General features: G+C 39.6%; 13 protein-coding genes and 1 pseudogene. 7 read left to right on the top strand and 7 right to left on the bottom strand.

The features are described 5' to 3' along the window. Nucleotides 1-6 precede the first annotated feature (6 nt). Nucleotides 7-1,284: an O-acetylhomoserine aminocarboxypropyltransferase/cysteine synthase family protein gene (locus AB5062_RS14505; protein ID WP_032946159.1), complete on the bottom strand. Its 1,278-nt coding sequence runs from the start codon at nt 1,282-1,284 to the stop codon at nt 7-9. A 122-nt stretch (nt 1,285-1,406) separates the two neighbouring features. Here AB5062_RS14505 and AB5062_RS14500 point away from each other — a divergent pair, with 122 nt between their 5' ends. After that, nucleotides 1,407-1,850: a thioesterase family protein gene (locus AB5062_RS14500; protein WP_032952818.1), complete on the top strand. Its 444-nt coding sequence runs from the start codon at nt 1,407-1,409 to the stop codon at nt 1,848-1,850. Nucleotides 1,851-1,914: 64 nt separating this feature from the next. Here the strand turns inward: AB5062_RS14500 and AB5062_RS14495 are convergent, their stop codons facing one another. From AB5062_RS14495 to AB5062_RS14475, 5 genes are all read right to left on the bottom strand, one after another. Beyond that, entirely contained in the window at nt 1,915-2,643 is a 729-nt protein-coding gene (locus tag AB5062_RS14495; protein WP_368326907.1) for a DUF1573 domain-containing protein, read from the bottom strand. After that, the gene (locus AB5062_RS14490; RefSeq protein ID WP_007838893.1) at nt 2,640-3,794 is read right to left on the bottom strand and encodes a DUF4221 domain-containing protein; all 1,155 of its coding nucleotides are present in this window, start codon (nt 3,792-3,794) and stop codon (nt 2,640-2,642) included. Before AB5062_RS14490 ends, AB5062_RS14495 begins: the two co-directional genes overlap by 4 nt. Nucleotides 3,795-3,909: 115 nt before the next feature. Further along, nucleotides 3,910-4,176, bottom strand: a complete 267-nt coding sequence (locus AB5062_RS14485) for a hypothetical protein (RefSeq protein ID WP_007838891.1) — start codon at nt 4,174-4,176, stop codon at nt 3,910-3,912. A 208-nt stretch (nt 4,177-4,384) separates the two neighbouring features. Then, entirely contained in the window at nt 4,385-5,140 is a 756-nt protein-coding gene (locus AB5062_RS14480) for a creatininase family protein (protein WP_005850667.1), read from the bottom strand. After that, nucleotides 5,140-6,312, bottom strand: a complete 1,173-nt coding sequence (locus AB5062_RS14475) for an iron-containing alcohol dehydrogenase (RefSeq protein WP_005844938.1) — start codon at nt 6,310-6,312, stop codon at nt 5,140-5,142. Before AB5062_RS14475 ends, AB5062_RS14480 begins: the two co-directional genes overlap by 1 nt. A 226-nt stretch (nt 6,313-6,538) precedes the next feature. On the opposite strand from AB5062_RS14475, the gene AB5062_RS14470 reads away from it, so the two are divergent. The 4 genes and pseudogenes from AB5062_RS14470 (at nt 6,539) to AB5062_RS14455 (ending at nt 8,904) form a co-directional block, all read left to right on the top strand. Next, a complete protein-coding gene (locus AB5062_RS14470; protein ID WP_228680507.1) occupies nt 6,539-6,958 on the top strand; it encodes a hypothetical protein in 420 nt (139 codons plus the stop codon). 62 nt (nt 6,959-7,020) lie between these two features. Further along, complete coding sequence (locus AB5062_RS14465) at nt 7,021-7,398, top strand: ATP-binding protein (protein ID WP_050505371.1); 378 nt, start codon at nt 7,021-7,023, stop codon at nt 7,396-7,398. Between the two features lie 143 nt (nt 7,399-7,541). Beyond that, nucleotides 7,542-7,712 (top strand): annotated as a pseudogene (locus AB5062_RS14460) (acyltransferase); the annotation flags it as partial. A gap of 10 nt (nt 7,713-7,722) precedes the next feature. After that, nucleotides 7,723-8,904: a DUF418 domain-containing protein gene (locus tag AB5062_RS14455; protein ID WP_005850669.1), complete on the top strand. Its 1,182-nt coding sequence runs from the start codon at nt 7,723-7,725 to the stop codon at nt 8,902-8,904. A gap of 148 nt (nt 8,905-9,052) precedes the next feature. On the opposite strand, the gene AB5062_RS14450 is transcribed toward AB5062_RS14455, so the two are convergent. Then, the gene (locus AB5062_RS14450; RefSeq protein ID WP_032946156.1) at nt 9,053-12,520 is read right to left on the bottom strand and encodes an AAA domain-containing protein; all 3,468 of its coding nucleotides are present in this window, start codon (nt 12,518-12,520) and stop codon (nt 9,053-9,055) included. A gap of 251 nt (nt 12,521-12,771) precedes the next feature. Here AB5062_RS14450 and AB5062_RS14445 point away from each other — a divergent pair, with 251 nt between their 5' ends. Both AB5062_RS14445 and AB5062_RS14440 read left to right on the top strand, forming a co-directional pair. Then, nucleotides 12,772-14,928, top strand: a complete 2,157-nt coding sequence (locus tag AB5062_RS14445; RefSeq protein WP_032946255.1) for an alpha-galactosidase — start codon at nt 12,772-12,774, stop codon at nt 14,926-14,928. An 884-nt stretch (nt 14,929-15,812) separates the two neighbouring features. Next, a complete protein-coding gene (locus AB5062_RS14440; RefSeq protein WP_005844952.1) occupies nt 15,813-16,376 on the top strand; it encodes an RNA polymerase sigma-70 factor in 564 nt (187 codons plus the stop codon). The last annotated feature ends 84 nt before the right edge of the window (nt 16,377-16,460 follow it).

Below are 16,460 nucleotides of genomic sequence, written 5' to 3'. Positions count from 1 at the left end.
TTCGTCTTATTGTAAAGCTTGCTCAATGTCGGCTATGATGTCGTTTACATTCTCGATGCCCACTGAAAGACGAATCAAGTCCGGAGCTACTCCCGCTTCGCGCAACTGTTCGTCGGTGAGCTGGCGGTGAGTATGGCTGGCGGGATGCAGTACGCAGGTCCGTGCGTCGGCCACATGGGTTACGATGCAGATGAATTTCAGCCTGTCCATAAATTCTATCGCTTCCTCACGGGTTCCGTTCAAGCCGAAAGCGATGACACCGCACGAGCCGTTTGGCATATATTTCTGTGCCAGATCATAGTATTTGCTGCTTTTCAGTCCGCAATAGTTCACCCATTTCACTTTCGGGTTGGCTTCCAGCCATTCGGCCACTTTCTGTGCGTTTTCGCAATGACGGGGCACGCGCAGGTGTAATGTTTCCAATCCCAGATTCAGCAGGAACGCATTTTGCGGAGACTGGATGGAGCCGAGGTCACGCATCAGTTGGGCGGTTGCTTTCGTCATGTAAGCCATTTTGCCGAACGCTTTGGTATAAGTCAGTCCGTGATAAGACTCGTCGGGCTGGGTCAGACCGGGGAATTTGTCCGCATGGGCTTCCCAGTCAAAGTTGCCGCTGTCCACAATGGCGCCTCCTACACTGGTGGCATGACCGTCCATGTATTTGGTTGTAGAATGGGTGACGATATCCGCTCCCCATTCAAACGGGCGGCAGTTGATGGGAGTGGCGAAGGTGTTGTCCACAATCAAAGGCACACCGTGCTTGTGTGCGATGCGTGCGAACTTTTCGATGTCCAGCACATCGATGCTCGGATTGGAGATGGTTTCGCCGAACAACGCTTTGGTATTCGGGCGGAAAGCTTGGTCTATTTCCTCTTCGGATGCATTGGCGTCAATGAAGGTACACTCGATGCCCAGTTTTTTCAGCGTGACGCCAAACAGATTGAATGTACCTCCGTAGATGGTAGACGAGCATACGAAGTGGTCGCCTGCCTGACAGATATTGAAAATGGCATAGAAGTTGGCAGCCTGGCCGGACGAGGTCAGCATAGCACCCACACCACCTTCCAATGCTGCGATTTTTGCGGCGACGGCGTCATTGGTGGGGTTTTGCAAGCGTGTATAGAAATATCCCGAATCTTCCAGATCGAACAGACGCGCCATCTGTTCGCTGGTGTCATACTTGAATGTGGTACTTTGATAAATAGGCAAAACGCGCGGTTCGCCTTTTTTCGGAGTCCAGCCTGCCTGTACGCATAAGGTCTCCCTGCTATACTTCTTATCCATGTTTATATTGTTATTAAAATTACATATTCATTTATTTCGCAGCAAAATTAAGAATAATCTGTCATTTAGGGTTCAATTACTGGGAAAAGTGTTATATTTGAACGATTTTAATAAGCTTAACTATGGCAGAGGATATAAAATTCAGGCATACTATGCCGGTGCAGATACGATTCAGCGATGTGGACCAGTTTGGTCATATGAACAATTCGGTTTACTTTTCTTTGTATGATTTGGCAAAGACTACTTATATAAAAGATGTGTTTGGCAGTGCCGACTGGAGTAAGCTGGCTATTGTGGTGGCCAATATCAATGCAAACTTCTTTATGCCGGTATTTTTCTCGGATCATCTGGTGATAGAAACGGCTGTGGTACATTTGGGGCATAAGAGTTTTACTTTGTTGCAGCGTGCCGTGACTACGGATACCCATGAGGTGAAGTGTGAGTGCCGCACGGTGATGGTAGGTTATGACCTGGCTACCAAAGAACCGAAATTGATTTCCGAGGATTATAAGGAGGCAATTTGCAGGTACGAGGAAAAAACATTGGAGGAACTTTCAAAAGGGTAGAAATGGATGGTATACTCGCTATAAATAGCTAAAAAATTATTTATAGCAAGATTGTATTATTTTATTAAAAGTATTCTCCTGTAATGGTTAAAAGTTTGGGAGATGAGTCAAAATTACCATATAATAAAATTTCTCTTTGAAACTTTCCTATGTCATCGGGATGGAAAATGATATTCAGACAAGTGCTGTCTCCCGGATTTATTTCAGTAATTTCATTTTCAATATTCAAACATTCGCATGAAAGATCTATATGACTGATTCTTACTATGTTCTTCCCTGTATTCCATATTGTGAATTTGATTCTTGCCTTTTCCGTGCGGCTGATTTTGCCTAAATCTATCTCATTTGTGTTGAATGTAATGGTGGTGTTCGCTTCTTCGCTGGGAGATTCATTTCCATAAAAAGAGTGCGACACATATTTACCATTATTTAAAAGGTAGACTCTAGGTGTGTTTTTAGCCATATCCAATTCCACTAATATGGATTTAGTGTCTAGATATACATTGGAGTAGTCATCTATATTTTTATTGGCAATTAAATTGAAAGTCTTTTTACTTTTACATGCAATTATATAAATAGTATCGGTCGAGTTATGTATATCTGACAGAGCTTTGTGTATGCATCCTTTGCAACCATTACCCAATATGGTAACAAGGTGGGTGGCATTGTGGATTTGTGATTTCTCAACTCCGACTTCATCAAACAGTTTTTGAAGGCATTTGTCATTATTGGACATACAGCTTGCCAGGAACAGTCCTCCACATAGAATGATTGAGTAGTTCTTTTTCTTCATTTTTTCCGGCCTTGAAGTGTGAAACACCTGAATACCAGTTTGTTTTCGTCAAACTGAGGATTGTTTTCATTATTCTCTGAAATATACAGGCCTTTTTTACCTACGAAGCACAAGTGATGGGCATAGGTGTTGCCGGGAAATTTTGTTTCACCAATAATTTCATAGTCTTTGTTTAGAATGATGATGGAGAAACTTTGATGCGGATTGTTGGAGAATGGTTTTATATTATCATCCGGCATTAAGGCAAACCGATAGAATACTTTTCGGTATTTATCATACATCAAGTGGTGGTAATGGGGCTGTAATCCTCTGTCATGTATGGTTTTGAATAAATCAATTTGTAAATTTTGGGAGACTGGACGCACGTGGGGCAGATAATGGCTTTTAGCATTATACGCTTTTTTATGTTTGAAATCAGAAGATACAAATATGCTGTCATATTGTCCCAGTGAAACAACAACTTCTTTACCTGTATATGTGTAACTGATTTCAGGGTCATACAGAATGTAGTCTATCTCATCTTTGTTAAAAATAGATGGGTATCGTAGTTCTGTCCACCCTAGTTTTTTTTTATGAAGGTCTGCATAAGCAAATATGGGTATTTTATCCCATTCATCTTTTTTACGGGGATATTTTAATAATGATTGACTGAAATATAAAATAGAATCCTTAATTATGGCAGGTCGATATGTATAACTCATGCAACAAATGTGGTCGAAAGCATGAAAGTTTACGCTGTCTTTCCAAAAACTATTCTTATTTTCCACTTCTCCTTTTTCATTGATAATTCCAAAAACTCCATTCCAAGTTGTAATTAAAAAATGCTTTGAGCTAAGTGGAAAACAGCCATTAGTTGATGGCATTGCATTTCTCCCCTCTTTTTGTAGATGAATTGTTTTAATAACTTGTTTGGTATCCAAATCATAGATATGAACTTTATAGCTTGCTTTTTCATTCAAAAAGGAAAGATACTCATGTCCGTTTTCTTCAAATTGGAATATAGATTTGCTTTCATAATGTGTATGTTCATCTATAGACAGGCAGATGGAGTCTGTAGCTGTTAATTCTGTACCATAGTCTATTGGACGAGAAGGAGATGAACACGATGCTCCTAGAAGCAGATAAGTGAAGATATACAAAAAATATTTCATACACTATAGATTAAATATAGGGTATTTAATTATCTTCAGTTTGTAGATTGGATCAACTAATTATGAATAGGAAAGATCTTAAATACCCTATGGAATGATTTGCTAGTCGGTTAAATTAATTGGGAGCTCCTTCATCTCTTCCGCACCTTTGGTTTGGGTCTTCATAACAATTATTGAATGAAAAATTTACACAAGAAGACGCTCCATCGAAATACCAGCATTTATCTCCTTCACCGGGAGGTCCGTAATCACTGCGAGCATTTCCGTTTTCTGTGTTGCTCGGAAGAGGTGCATCAAACTTTAATTCTTGTCGGGAAGAATAGATCTCTACGCTAGTCAAACAAAGAATGACTAGGACTAAAAAAAGTGATTTGTTTTTCATAAGATCTGCTTTTAAAGGTTAGTATATAGTTAACTTCACAAATGTACATTAGAATTTTATTATATCAAATATATTTTGGAATATTTTTCAGAATATATTGTTGGGTAACTGGTTTATATGCAGTGATATAATTGAATGTGACTTATATAATGTGCTAAATTTATGCTTTTTATTATGAAGAAAATAAACCTATTTAGTTCTAAAACTATTAATAAAGTTCTTTATGTACCAACTCTTCAAACAGTAATGCATATTTTGCGACGACTGCTTCGGCGTATTTCTTCCCTTTTCCGGCACTTGCTTTTTTAGGATTGCCTATACCGGTATCTTGCGAAACGTTTTGCCAGTTTCTCGGAATCCATGCCACTTTTTCATTCAGCATTTGCGAAGCGAACTTCTTATAATTTCCATCTCCGGCTTCATCCAGGTTTACCAATTCCGGATGATAATGCATCATAACAGAAGTTTCCAATTCATCTGCATGGTCACCCGGTTCATCAAAGTACTCTTTAGCAGGGATAAAGGCAAACCATTCGCTGCTGGCTATCAGGAAGTCGGGATAGTCCAGTGACAAGTCACGTATCATACTTTTGAATGTATTGCCGCCATGTCCGTTGATAATGACCATTTTGCGGTATCCCTGGGCGTATAGAGAGGCAACTAGGTCGCTTAAAATCGCTTTTTGCGTTTCATAGCGATAATGGATGCAGAAATCCAGCTCGCGTTGTCCCGGATTCTGTGAACCGGCAGTGACGTAAGGCATGACCATGCAACGAATACCGTAATGTGTTTTTGCCAGTTTTGCAGCATCTAGTGCGATGTCGTGGCTTAGAATACAGTCTGTCAGATAAGGCAGGTGCAGATTATGCGGTTCGGTAGCTCCCCAAGGGAGGAGGACCAAATCATATTTCAATGGTTTTACCTTGCCGTAACAGGTTACGGCAAGGTCTAGTTCTTTATCCATTATTTATAAGAATTTTTAAAGATATGCAGGATTTCTTCGTCTGTAATCGGGCGTGGGTCGAGAGTGAACAGTCCTCCCATCGTATCTCTTGCATTTTGCAGGAATTTGGGGAAATCTTCGGATTGGATACCAAATTCGCTCAGTTTGATAGAATGTACTTTACATTCTTTTTGCAGTGTAATCAATGCATCAATGAAATCGGACGGACGGTTGCTCTTTTTCTGGGTCATCATTTCAGCCATTTTCATGTAACGTTTTGTACAGTCATGCCGGAAAGTTTCGAAGTATGCCTCAGACAAGGCAATGAGTCCTGCTCCATGAGGAAGTTGTGGATAATAAGCACTCATGGCATGTTCTAATGAATGTTCGGAAGTGCAGCTTGAAGTGGCTTCTACCATGCCTGCCAAGGTGCTGGCCCAAGCAATTTTGGCACGCGCTTTCAAATTCTTTCCGTCGGCTACGGCTACTGGCAGATATTTGTAGATCAGACGGATGGCTTCTAAGGCGTAAAGATCACTGATGGGTGTTGCACAATTGGCGATAAAACCCTCTGCGGCATGGAAGAATGCATCGAACCCTTGATAGGCGGTGAGGTGCGGAGGAATGGAAACCATCAGTTCCGGGTCTACAATAGATAAGGTAGGGAAAGTCAGCTGACAACCGAAGCCTATCTTTTCTTGAGCTGTTTCGTGGGTAATCACTGTCCATGGATCCATTTCTGTTCCGGTTCCGGCGGTAGTAGGGATGGCGATAATGGGAAGTGCTTTGGTAACAGGGCGTCCTTTGCCACTACCCCCTGATACATAATCCCAGTAGTCACCGTCGTTGCAGGCCATAACAGCTATACTTTTGGCTGAGTCGATGGAACTTCCGCCTCCCAGTCCTACTACAAAGTCGCACTTTTCCTCCCGGCAGATGGCGGCTGCTTCCATGACGTGTTCTTTGATGGGGTTGGGAAGGATTTTATCGTAAACCAGTGTTTCTACATTATTCAGTCTTAATTGGGCAAGTACTCTCTCCAAATATCCATATTTCCGCATGGAAGTTCCGGATGAGATGACGACCAGTGCCTTTTTTCCCGGTAATTTTTCACTGGATAATTTCTTGATTTCTCCGCAACCAAATACTAATTTGGTAGGGATGTATAAACTAAATACAGGATTTGCTTTCATGTTCTTTCGTATTTAAAGTTTCACTGGTAACAAATGTAGGAAAATAATAGTTTGCTTGTTTAAGTAATTTGTTAAATTTTACATACTGCCGGATTGTATTCGTTTTCTTTAATTCAGTTTGAGATAGATACGTTTTTTCGATTATACTCGAAAAAAACTATCTTTGTGGGAAAAGATTCGAGTATGGACGATAAATGGAAAGCTTTAGAAAAGTATAACCTTTGGGGTGGAAATACGTATCAATTGGGACTGGAACGGAAATCTTATACCGACAAGATTGGCAATTTTGTGGGGTCGTTATGTAGAATTTCATATATTCCCCTATAGTTATGCTGAATATTTACAGTTGATGCAGCAACCTGCCGGTCGGGCTTCTTATTTGGCCTATTTACAGAAAGGCGGTTTGCCCGAATTGTACAACCTGCCCACTGTCGAGTCAGAAAAACAGTACGTCGCTTCTGTGAAAGATACGATTTTGTTGCGTGATATAGTGAAGCGTAAACCCGTTCGTGATGTAAGGTTATTGGATGATATTTTTATTTATTTGGTGAATAATGCGTCCAATCTGTTTTCCGTTCAGCATATTGTTAATTTCTTTAAATCCAAGAACCGGAAGGTGAGTATGATACCTTATCTAATTATTTAGGTTATATAGAAGAAGCTTTTCTTGCTTATAAAACAGAACGTTACAATATAAAAGGAAAGGATGTGGTGGCAGGTAATTGCAAGTATTATCTGAATGACTTGTCCTTTAAGAATTTTCTTTATCCGGGCTTTGCTTATGGAGTCGGGTATTTGTTGGAGAATGCAGTATATTTGGAACTTCGTCGTTTAGGCTATATTGTATATACAGGTTCTTTTCGGGATAAAGAAGTTGATTTTGTTGCTATGAAGGACGATAGAGTGATTTATCTTCAAGCAACTTACATGTTGGAAACGGCACAAACCATGGAACGGGAATATGCTCCTTTGCTGACGATAGGTGATAATTATGAAAAATATGTCGTTTCCATGGATGAGGTACAATTCCCTTCCAATGAAGGGGTCAGGCATATACAGGCTTGGAATTTAAAGGAAATATTGTAGGAAATCAGTTTCTCTTTTTAATATACAGTTTTTGGTAAGAGTTGTCAAAACTCTGATGATATTGTCTGTAGTCTATTATCCAATGTTGCTCACCGCTCCCCCGGATATGTAGAGCAGGAATAGCACCGAAGAGGAGAGTATAGTGGATATTATTTGCTTATGTGCAGTTGGCGCAAACATACGATTGGCATATCAGTCTGTATATCAGTATTCCGCTTATCTTTGCAGTCGCTATCGGGCTGAGTCTGCTTTCTTATTATTATTTTGAGAAACCGGCCAACCGCTGGGTAAAACGAATTTTAAATAAACAATAATAACTAGTTCATGGAAAAACAATTATCAGAAAAACTGCCACGCGTTGAGGTGGTGGATGCTTTACGGGGATTTGCAGTCATGGCAATTCTTTTAGTGCATAGTTTGGAGCATTTCATCTTTCCGGTTTATCCGGTAGACCAGCCTGCATGGTTGAATATACTGAATGACGGGGTATTCAATGTTACATTTACTTTATTGGCTGGAAAATCGTATGCCATTTTTGCTTTGCTGTTTGGATTTACATTTTATATTCAGTCGGCTAACCAACAGCGTAAAGGAAAAGATTTTGGTTATCGTTTTCTGTGGCGTTTGCTGTTATTGGTAGCTTTTGCTACGCTGAATGCAGCTTTTTTTCCGGCAGGAGATGTGTTGTTGCTGTTCTCGGTAGTGGGAATCGTATTGTTCGTGGTGCGCAAGTGGAGTGACTGTGCCATACTAGTTACGGCTATTTTGTTTTTATTGCAGCCCGTTGAGTGGTATCATTATATAGTAGGTCTGTTTGATCCTTCTCATACTTTGCCCGATTGGGGAGTGGGCGCGATGTATAAAGAAGTGGCGGAATATACCAAAGAGGGGAATTTGTGGGAGTTTTTGGGTAAGAATATGACCTTTGGTCAGAAAGCCAGTCTATATTGGGCTCTGGGAGCAGGGCGTTTTTGGCAGACTGCCGGCTTGTTTTTGATGGGATTATATATCGGACGCAAACAATTGTTTGTTACTTCCGAAAAACATACTCGTTTTTGGGTGAAGGCTCTTATCATTTCCGCTATCTCTTTTGCTCCGCTTTTCCAACTGAAAGAGTTGATTATGGCTAGTGACAGTGAACTCATTCGCCAGACTGCCGGAACTGCTTTTGATATGTGGCAAAAGTTCGCTTTTACATTTGTACTGGTTGCTTCTTTTGTATTGCTTTATCAACGGGATAGGTTCAAGAATTTTGTATCAAATCTTCGTTATTATGGTAGGATGAGTCTGACTAATTATATCACCCAATCTATTGCCGGAGCTATTATTTATTTCCCTTTCGGACTTTATCTGGCTCCGTACTGTGGATATACGTTGAGTTTGTTGGTTGGTTTTGTACTCTTTTTGTTGCAAGTACAGTTCTGCAAGTGGTGGTTGAAAGGACATAAGCAGGGACCGTTAGAGAGTCTTTGGCATAAATGGACCTGGATGTATTCCAAAAAATAAGGAACTCTGGGCAGGAGTTGCATATGCTATACGGAAGAGAGGAAAAGGCAAAAAGTAATTTGTCTTTTCCTCTCTTCCGTATAGGGACTGATTCTTGTTTCCCAAGTTTCCCGAATATCATAAAAAGGATATCAGTTCAGGATTATAATCAATTGTTTTTGCCTTCTATCTGAATTTGAATTGCTTGTCCTGTACGTTGCAGACATTCTATAAAAATAGAAAGATGATTGGTCTTTTGCATCAACTCACATATAATTTCCTTTTCTTCTGTGCACCAAGGTTCATAAGCACGTGGGAAAGTTTCACGTTGTTTATGGATATAAGGTGGAAGGACTGTTTTCTGAATGCCTAACTCTTGGACTTTTTGTTTTATACGGCAAATATCTTCTTCTGTACAATCATTAAAAGATTCTTTTGTAAAGAACCCCGGATATTTTTGGTCAATGTCAAGATTGATTGTAGGCTTAGATAGGGATTGAAAGGTTTTTTCTCTGCTTTCTAGTTCCTTTATCAGATTGTTGATGTACTCATCGGCTTGAACAGATGATACAACTATGGAACATTCGTGGCGGGAGTATTCTTTATGGCGGTTGGCGGATAACCAGTTGAAAGAACCCTCTATAAGTGTATGGTTATCAATGGCCAATGATTTATTGTGGATACCTTTTACTTCAATGAGGGTTGCGCCATTTTCTATTAATATGTTCCGTCCCTCTTCGGCACGGCTGAGCAACTGATTGGTTTTCGTATCATAATCTAGAGACGAATCGGTGTAGACTGTGACATCCACTCCTCGTTGTACCGTGTGGCGTATCAGCGGAACCAACTGGTCGTTTTCTATGGCGTGGATAGATATGAATGGAGATACAATCAGCAGGCGGTGTCTTGCTTTTTCAAAAGCTTGGTGCAGAACCTGGATATGCTCTTCTGTGGTGGACAGACGAAGGGTGGGGTGGTAGGTGCACAGCGGAACTTCCTGTTGGTAAATAAAGTTGTTGGAAATCTCGTTGGATGGATCATCGAAAAGCCATTTAGCCATATTTCCTACCGGGGTGTTTTCTTCCGGATGGAAAATATTCATGTTGCCAAAAACAATGAAATGATGCTGAGCGCGCGATATCGCTACATTGAGCATATTGTATTTTCCATCACGCTCCATAAAAAGAGAATGGTCTTCGGGAGAGTTGACTGTTGAAAAAAGAACAATCGGACATTGGGCACCTTGCAGGGAATGTACTGTGCCGATGATCATATCTTTATATTTCTCATTTCCTGATATTTTTTGTATTTGATGCCGTATTTCGGCTTCTTGGGCTTTAAAAGGAGTTACTACGGCTACAATTTCATGAATAGGCTTTTTATAGGTCTTTTCCAGATTATCTTTTTCCAGTTCCAGCCAACAGACAATGGCTTCCGCTTCAGCCCGGTTGAGGCGACTTCCTGTTTTTCCAGGGCTGCTGTAACTGTTGATGTGTACATATCCTTTGGAAGGGAGGGACTTGTATTTTACTTCGTTACCTTTTTTAGGAAGTAACCTGCCGTGGTAAACATAATCATTGCAATAGGCAATAATGGAATCTACGCATCGTCTGTGTTCGGTCAGAAAAGCTCCTTTTTCACCTTTTACTGTAAAATTACAGCTTTTACGTGCCAGTTTCATTATACTTCCGGAAGAAGAAAGGAAACCATTGTTTTCTAAAAAACGGTATTTTTCCGAGGACTGGTTGGAAACAATGCCCAGATTCTTTAAATTAATGAATGAATATTCATCAGAAATGGACCATACAGGCTCTATTTGTTGAATATCACCTACTAAAATCGCTTGCTTGGCCAAACTGAAGGAGGGAACGGCAAGTTCGGGTGAAACTTGTCCGGATTCATCTACAATCAACAGATCTATTCCATTGTATAAAGGAATATCCCATTTTCCGTTCTCCGCATAGGTCATATACTTGGGTAGAGAATGGAAAGTAGAGATGAAAACAGGCATTACGCAAGCCAAACGTTTTAATCTTTGGGTATAGGCTTCTTGTGTGCGCTGTTTGCCTTCATCGCACCTGCTTAACCGGTGAATAAACTCGGCTTCCCGATAATGTATGGCATACCAGAACATTTGATACCGATAGCTGATATCCAGCCTTACTGCCATGTCTTCTGTATAAGGTAAGTTGCCATACTCAGGGTTGGAACTTATTTTTTCGTAACGTTCTTTGAATTCTTCTGTCAAAGTCCACTGTTCTATTACTTTGTCGTAGGAGGGTAATGGCTCATGGAATTTGCGGATAAACTTCTGTAATATATTGTTTTCCTTCCGGTTTCCATATTCTGTTGTTTCGGCAGCTTGGATACAGAGAATAATCTTTTTTTGGAGGGCTTGCATTTCTTTACGGAGAAATTGCCGGCATTTTGTTTCGTCTTGATAGTTTTTCTTGAAAAAGTGATTGAAGCATTGCAGATAGAATTGTTTGTACTCTTCTTGACGTTCAGGTGTATCGTATGCTGCCGGAAATCCATCCCCTTTGGGATTGAACATCATTTTGTACTGTTGTTGCAGCTCTTTTTTCCCTGACAGATATAAGCCTAATGTATCCAGTTCGGGTAGCCAGCGGTTGGACAACCGGGGATGTGTTGTGTCATTGGTTGTTTCCGCTTTGAAATCCTTCAGGATATTGGTGATTGCCTGATTATTAGCTGAACTTGCAACTATAATTTCCGGCTCTTCCGGATTGTTTAGAATATTATGAGCAAGTCTGTTTGCGATGACAGTTTGCAGAAAAGTGGTTTTTCCTGTTCCCGGAGGACCGTTGACGACAAAAATATCAGCACATTCCGGTGTTGTGTACATTGCTAGTGTTTCGCGTTGAGATATGGACAAAGGAAAGTCGCTGCTCATTTGTGCCCAGTGTTCTTGGTTGCAATATACTTTCCGGTTAGTTGGAATAGGAAGAGCGTTAGCAGATTTTGTTTGTATTAATAAATTCAACAGGGGATGTGGAGTGGTATTGTCATCTTTTAAGAGTTTGTCATATAGTGTGATTATGGGCTGTGCCATATTGCGCTCGGAGGCTTTTATGATAATGATTTCTGGATTATCATAGTAATTCATTGTGCTGAAAGTTTTGCCGGTTGCTTTCTTGAAAAGCTGCTCGCATGCTTGCCAATAGGCCTCCCATTTTGTTTCTTCAGTGTTAAAATTGGATAGTAGTTGATCTACTTTTGAAAGAGAAGCTATAGTGCGGTCATTGGCTGCATTAGGCTCCAAAAATTTACGAATAAATATTGGGATTCTGTCTGATTCGTTCTCGCATACGGTTAGTTTGCCGTCAGGCAACATGGTGGCAGTAATCAAGAAGGGATATTCCGGTCTTTCTGATTGGGAAGTCCAGCCGTTTTCAAATTCGGGCAAAAGAATACAAGGAGCAATCATCACTTTTTGTTTTTCATTGCTGTCTTCTGCTTTCCAATCAGGGAAAATAACAGGAATACTTTTGAGAGGAATGAATTTAAGTATCTTGTCACCAATGTTTAGGGTGATTCGTGGTCCTTTGAGAGCAATAGCTTTGCGCTCTGCATCTTGAAGACAAGTTTTCCAGTATTTTAGTAAGGTCTGGTCCATTTGTTTTTACGTTTGTGTGATGGAATAATTTACAAATATAAGAAAATAGGTGAAAAGAATACGGTAATTGGAGTAACATTCCTGAATTTATGATTTTTTTACATTAAGAGGGATTGGAGATGTCGGGATAATCATAAGGATAAAAATTCATTTAAAAAAGAAATTGAGTATTAGTGTTTTTATGGTATATTTGAAGAGTGAATTTTAAAATTGGGCTTTTTGCACTATAATTTTAATCGATGAATAATACCATGAAAGAAAGATTGCTCTTCTTGATATGTTTTTTATGCATATCATTTATGTTAAAGGCGGCGGATAAGCCAGTAATTAAAATTAGTACAGAAAATGTAGACCTTATTTACCGGGTTGGTAATAATGGACGTCTATATCAAAGTTATTTGGGAAAGAGGTTGAATCATGCTACAGATATTGCCCACTTGCCGCAGGGCAGCGAAGCATATCTGACTCATGGCATGGAAGATTATTTTGAACCGGCTATTCATATAGTGCATAATGACGGCAATCCTTCTACTTTGTTAAAATATGTATCTCATACTCGGAATCAAGTGTCGCCGGGGGTAGATGAAGTAGTGATTACTATGCAGGATGATAAATATCCTGTAACTGTAAAACTTCATTATGTGGCTTACCAGAAAGAAAATCTAATAAAGACTTTCACTGAAATCAGTCATCGGGAAAAGAAACCTGTGCAGCTTCATAAGTATGCGTCTTCCATGTTGCACTTGAATCGTGCCAACTATTTCCTGACTGAATTCTCGGGAGACTGGGCCAGTGAGGCGCATGTGAAGGAACAGCCTTTGGAATTTGGTAAAAAAACGATTGATACCAAGTTGGGAGCACGTGCCAATATGTTCTGCTCTCCTTTCTTCCAACTTGCATTGGACGGAAAGTCAGAAGAGAACCAAGGTGAAGTGTTGGTCGGAACATTAGGATGGACAGGTAATTTCAGTTTTGTATTCGAAGTAGATAATAAGAACGAACTGCGTGTTATTTCGGGTATTAATCCGTATGCTTCGGAATATAGTCTGAAACCGAATGAAATCTTCCGTACTCCCGATTTTTATTTTACTTACAGTTTTACAGGTAAAGGACAGGCTAGCCGTAATTTCCATGATTGGGCCCGTAAGTATCAGGTAAAGGATGGGAACCAGACTCGTATGACTTTGTTGAATAATTGGGAAGCCACCTATTTTGATTTTGATGAAGCGAAATTGGTGAAGTTGATGGATGATGCAGTAGAACTGGGTGTGGATATGTTTTTGTTGGATGATGGTTGGTTTGCCAACAAGTATCCGCGCAGTGGTGATCATCAAGGGTTAGGTGACTGGGATGAAACGGCTGACAAGCTTCCTCATGGCATTGGTTATCTGACGGAAGCCGCTAAGAAAAAAGGTATAAAGTTCGGTATCTGGATTGAACCGGAAATGGTGAATCCTAAGAGTGAGTTGTATGAAAAGCATAAAGACTGGGTGATTCATCTTCCGAACCGTGACGAGTATTATTTCCGTAACCAGTTGGTTCTGGATTTGAGTAATCCGAAAGTACAGGATTATGTGTTCGGAGTTGTGGACAATTTGATGACGAAATATCCTGATATCGCTTTCTTCAAATGGGATTGCAATAGCCCTATTACAAATATTTACTCTGTTTATTTGAAAGACAAGCAGTCACATTTATATATTGATTATGTGCGTGGCTTATATAATGTATTGGAACGTGTGAAAGCAAAATATCCTGATCTGCCGATGATGCTTTGTTCCGGTGGCGGTGGGCGTTCGGATTATGAGGCTTTGAGCTATTTTACAGAATTCTGGCCTAGTGATAATACCGATCCTATTGAACGTTTATTTATTCAGTGGGGATTTTCACAGGTGTTCCCAGCCAAGACAATGTGCGCTCATGTTACCACATGGAATAAGAATAGCAGTGTGAAATTCCGTACGGATGTGGCTATGATGTGCAAACTCGGTTTTGATATAAAATTAGCGGATATGAGTAAGGATGATGAAACTTATTGCCGTACTGCTGTACAGAATTATAACCGTTTGAAACCGGTCGTTCTGGAAGGCGATATGTACCGTTTGGTATCTCCTTATGGCAGTAATCATACCTCTACTATGTATGTGGGCAAAGATAAGGATAAAGCAGTTGTATTTGCTTTCGATATTCATCCCCGTTATGCGGAAAAAACATTGCCGGTGCGTTTGCAGGGGCTTGATGCAGACAAAATGTATCGTGTGAAAGAAATCAACTTGATGCCCGGAGCCAATTCTTCTTTATCAGGCAATGGTGAGGTTTTCTCTGGAGAATTCTTGATGAATGTAGGATTGAATCTATTTACTACACAGCAACTCAACAGTCGTGTAGTTGAAGTAGTAGCTGAATGATTAGGGATTGATTGTATATAATTTAGTGTATTGCCTTCATTATTTGTTTTTATGAATGATGAAGGCAATTTTCTTTTCTATAGATGAATGATACTTGATCGGTTTGATTATGAATCATAGAAGATGCCGTGACACATGATAGATCTTCAGGTGTCATCGTTATATATGTTACACTTGTAAGATATATAATCTTTCGGGTTTAGGTTCTATATCAGAGCGGACTGTTACTTGTTAAGAAAAAACATTCATAGCCTCCGGAGGTTGGAACAGGGGACTAACAAGTTTGTTCAAGTAGGGCTGTTGCAGGGGGGCGGGTTTTATATCTTGGGGGAAGTGTATATTTATATATAGGCTCCTTCACATCCAATTTCCCTTCCGTACCAGAATATTTTTTACTCTGAAGACAGATCTGACCTTCTGAATCACATTAACCTGCGCACATCTACAATAATCAACTTTTTCTTGAACAGTCTGTCGTATCTTCGTGTTCATAAATAAAATGAAAAAGGAAAATACTGAAGTTTTAACTCTGGATCATGGTAGCCCGCTTTTTACCGTTATTGGACGATGATTAACGAATGTAGCCGTACCGATAAAGAATTCCTCGTAAATAGGACGGAAACCAAAGCATATGAGATGGGTTTGTTTCTTTCGACGAAATCAAAGGCTGGTCACGATTGCGTTCCATCATGGTAATGATATTCTTTGTATATACTTTGTTTATAGATGTTGAATTGATGTCTTTATGTGTGATATATTTTAGAAATCACCGTGTAATTTAGTTTCTATTTACTTGCAAAAGTCAAGGACTTTTGCGAATATTGCATATATTATGTATAATTTATAAAATATTTTTTATCACACCAACAGGCTAGTATAATATAATGGAACAAGTTTCAGATTTATCATTATTCAATGAACTTTTTACAATATACAAAGGTCGTTTCGTCCGGTTCGCACAAACCTTTACCCGTGATGCTACTATAGCTGAAGACATTGTGATAGATTCCCTTATTTACTATTGGGAACATAGAACCGAACTTAATAAAGAGTCTAATATACCTGCATATGTGCTTACGGTTATCAAACATAAATGTTTGAATTATCTTCAACACAAAACAGTTATTAAAGAAGTATCTGAACAATTGTACGAACATGCCCAATGGGAACTGAATACCCGTATTGCCACCTTGGAAGCTTGTGAACCTTATGAAATTTTTGCGGCTGAAGCACAAAAAATAGTCAATGACACTTTGGATCTTCTGCCAGAACGTACCCGAGAAATTTTTATAATGAGCCGTATTCAGAACCTTCCGCATAAAGAAATTGCCGAAAAGCTGAATATCAGCTATAAATCGGTAGAATTTCATATCACAAAAGCTTTAAGAGAACTACGGATACAACTAAAAGATTATCTACCTTTTTTTATTTATTTCCTTTTAAAATAAAAAAAACACCTTTTTTCATTAGGGATATGAAAGCATCACTTGCTTATATGTATAGTAAGAAGATAAATAAATTTATATTATCTT

Source organism: Phocaeicola sp. RTP21359st1_B8_RTP21360_211022, from assembly GCF_040911965.1.
Lineage (GTDB): Bacteria > Bacteroidota > Bacteroidia > Bacteroidales > Bacteroidaceae > Phocaeicola > Phocaeicola vulgatus.
Note: the sequence above shows the minus strand (reverse complement) of the source record. Positions and strands in the feature narration are given on the sequence as shown.

Excerpts from the sequence above, each read along its gene's own strand:
- AB5062_RS14505 (WP_032946159.1), bottom strand. The coding sequence starts at position 1,284 with ATGGATAAGAAGTATAGCAGGGAGACCTTATGCGTACAGGCAGGCTGG.
- AB5062_RS14500 (WP_032952818.1), top strand. The coding sequence starts at position 1,407 with ATGGCAGAGGATATAAAATTCAGGCATACTATGCCGGTGCAGATACGA.
- AB5062_RS14495 (WP_368326907.1), bottom strand. The coding sequence starts at position 2,643 with ATGAAGAAAAAGAACTACTCAATCATTCTATGTGGAGGACTGTTCCTG.
- AB5062_RS14490 (WP_007838893.1), bottom strand. The coding sequence starts at position 3,794 with ATGAAATATTTTTTGTATATCTTCACTTATCTGCTTCTAGGAGCATCG.
- AB5062_RS14485 (WP_007838891.1), bottom strand. The coding sequence starts at position 4,176 with ATGAAAAACAAATCACTTTTTTTAGTCCTAGTCATTCTTTGTTTGACT.
- AB5062_RS14480 (WP_005850667.1), bottom strand. The coding sequence starts at position 5,140 with ATGGATAAAGAACTAGACCTTGCCGTAACCTGTTACGGCAAGGTAAAA.
- AB5062_RS14475 (WP_005844938.1), bottom strand. The coding sequence starts at position 6,312 with ATGAAAGCAAATCCTGTATTTAGTTTATACATCCCTACCAAATTAGTA.
- AB5062_RS14455 (WP_005850669.1), top strand. The coding sequence starts at position 7,723 with ATGGAAAAACAATTATCAGAAAAACTGCCACGCGTTGAGGTGGTGGAT.
- AB5062_RS14450 (WP_032946156.1), bottom strand. The coding sequence starts at position 12,520 with ATGGACCAGACCTTACTAAAATACTGGAAAACTTGTCTTCAAGATGCA.
- AB5062_RS14445 (WP_032946255.1), top strand. The coding sequence starts at position 12,772 with ATGAAAGAAAGATTGCTCTTCTTGATATGTTTTTTATGCATATCATTT.
- AB5062_RS14440 (WP_005844952.1), top strand. The coding sequence starts at position 15,813 with ATGGAACAAGTTTCAGATTTATCATTATTCAATGAACTTTTTACAATA.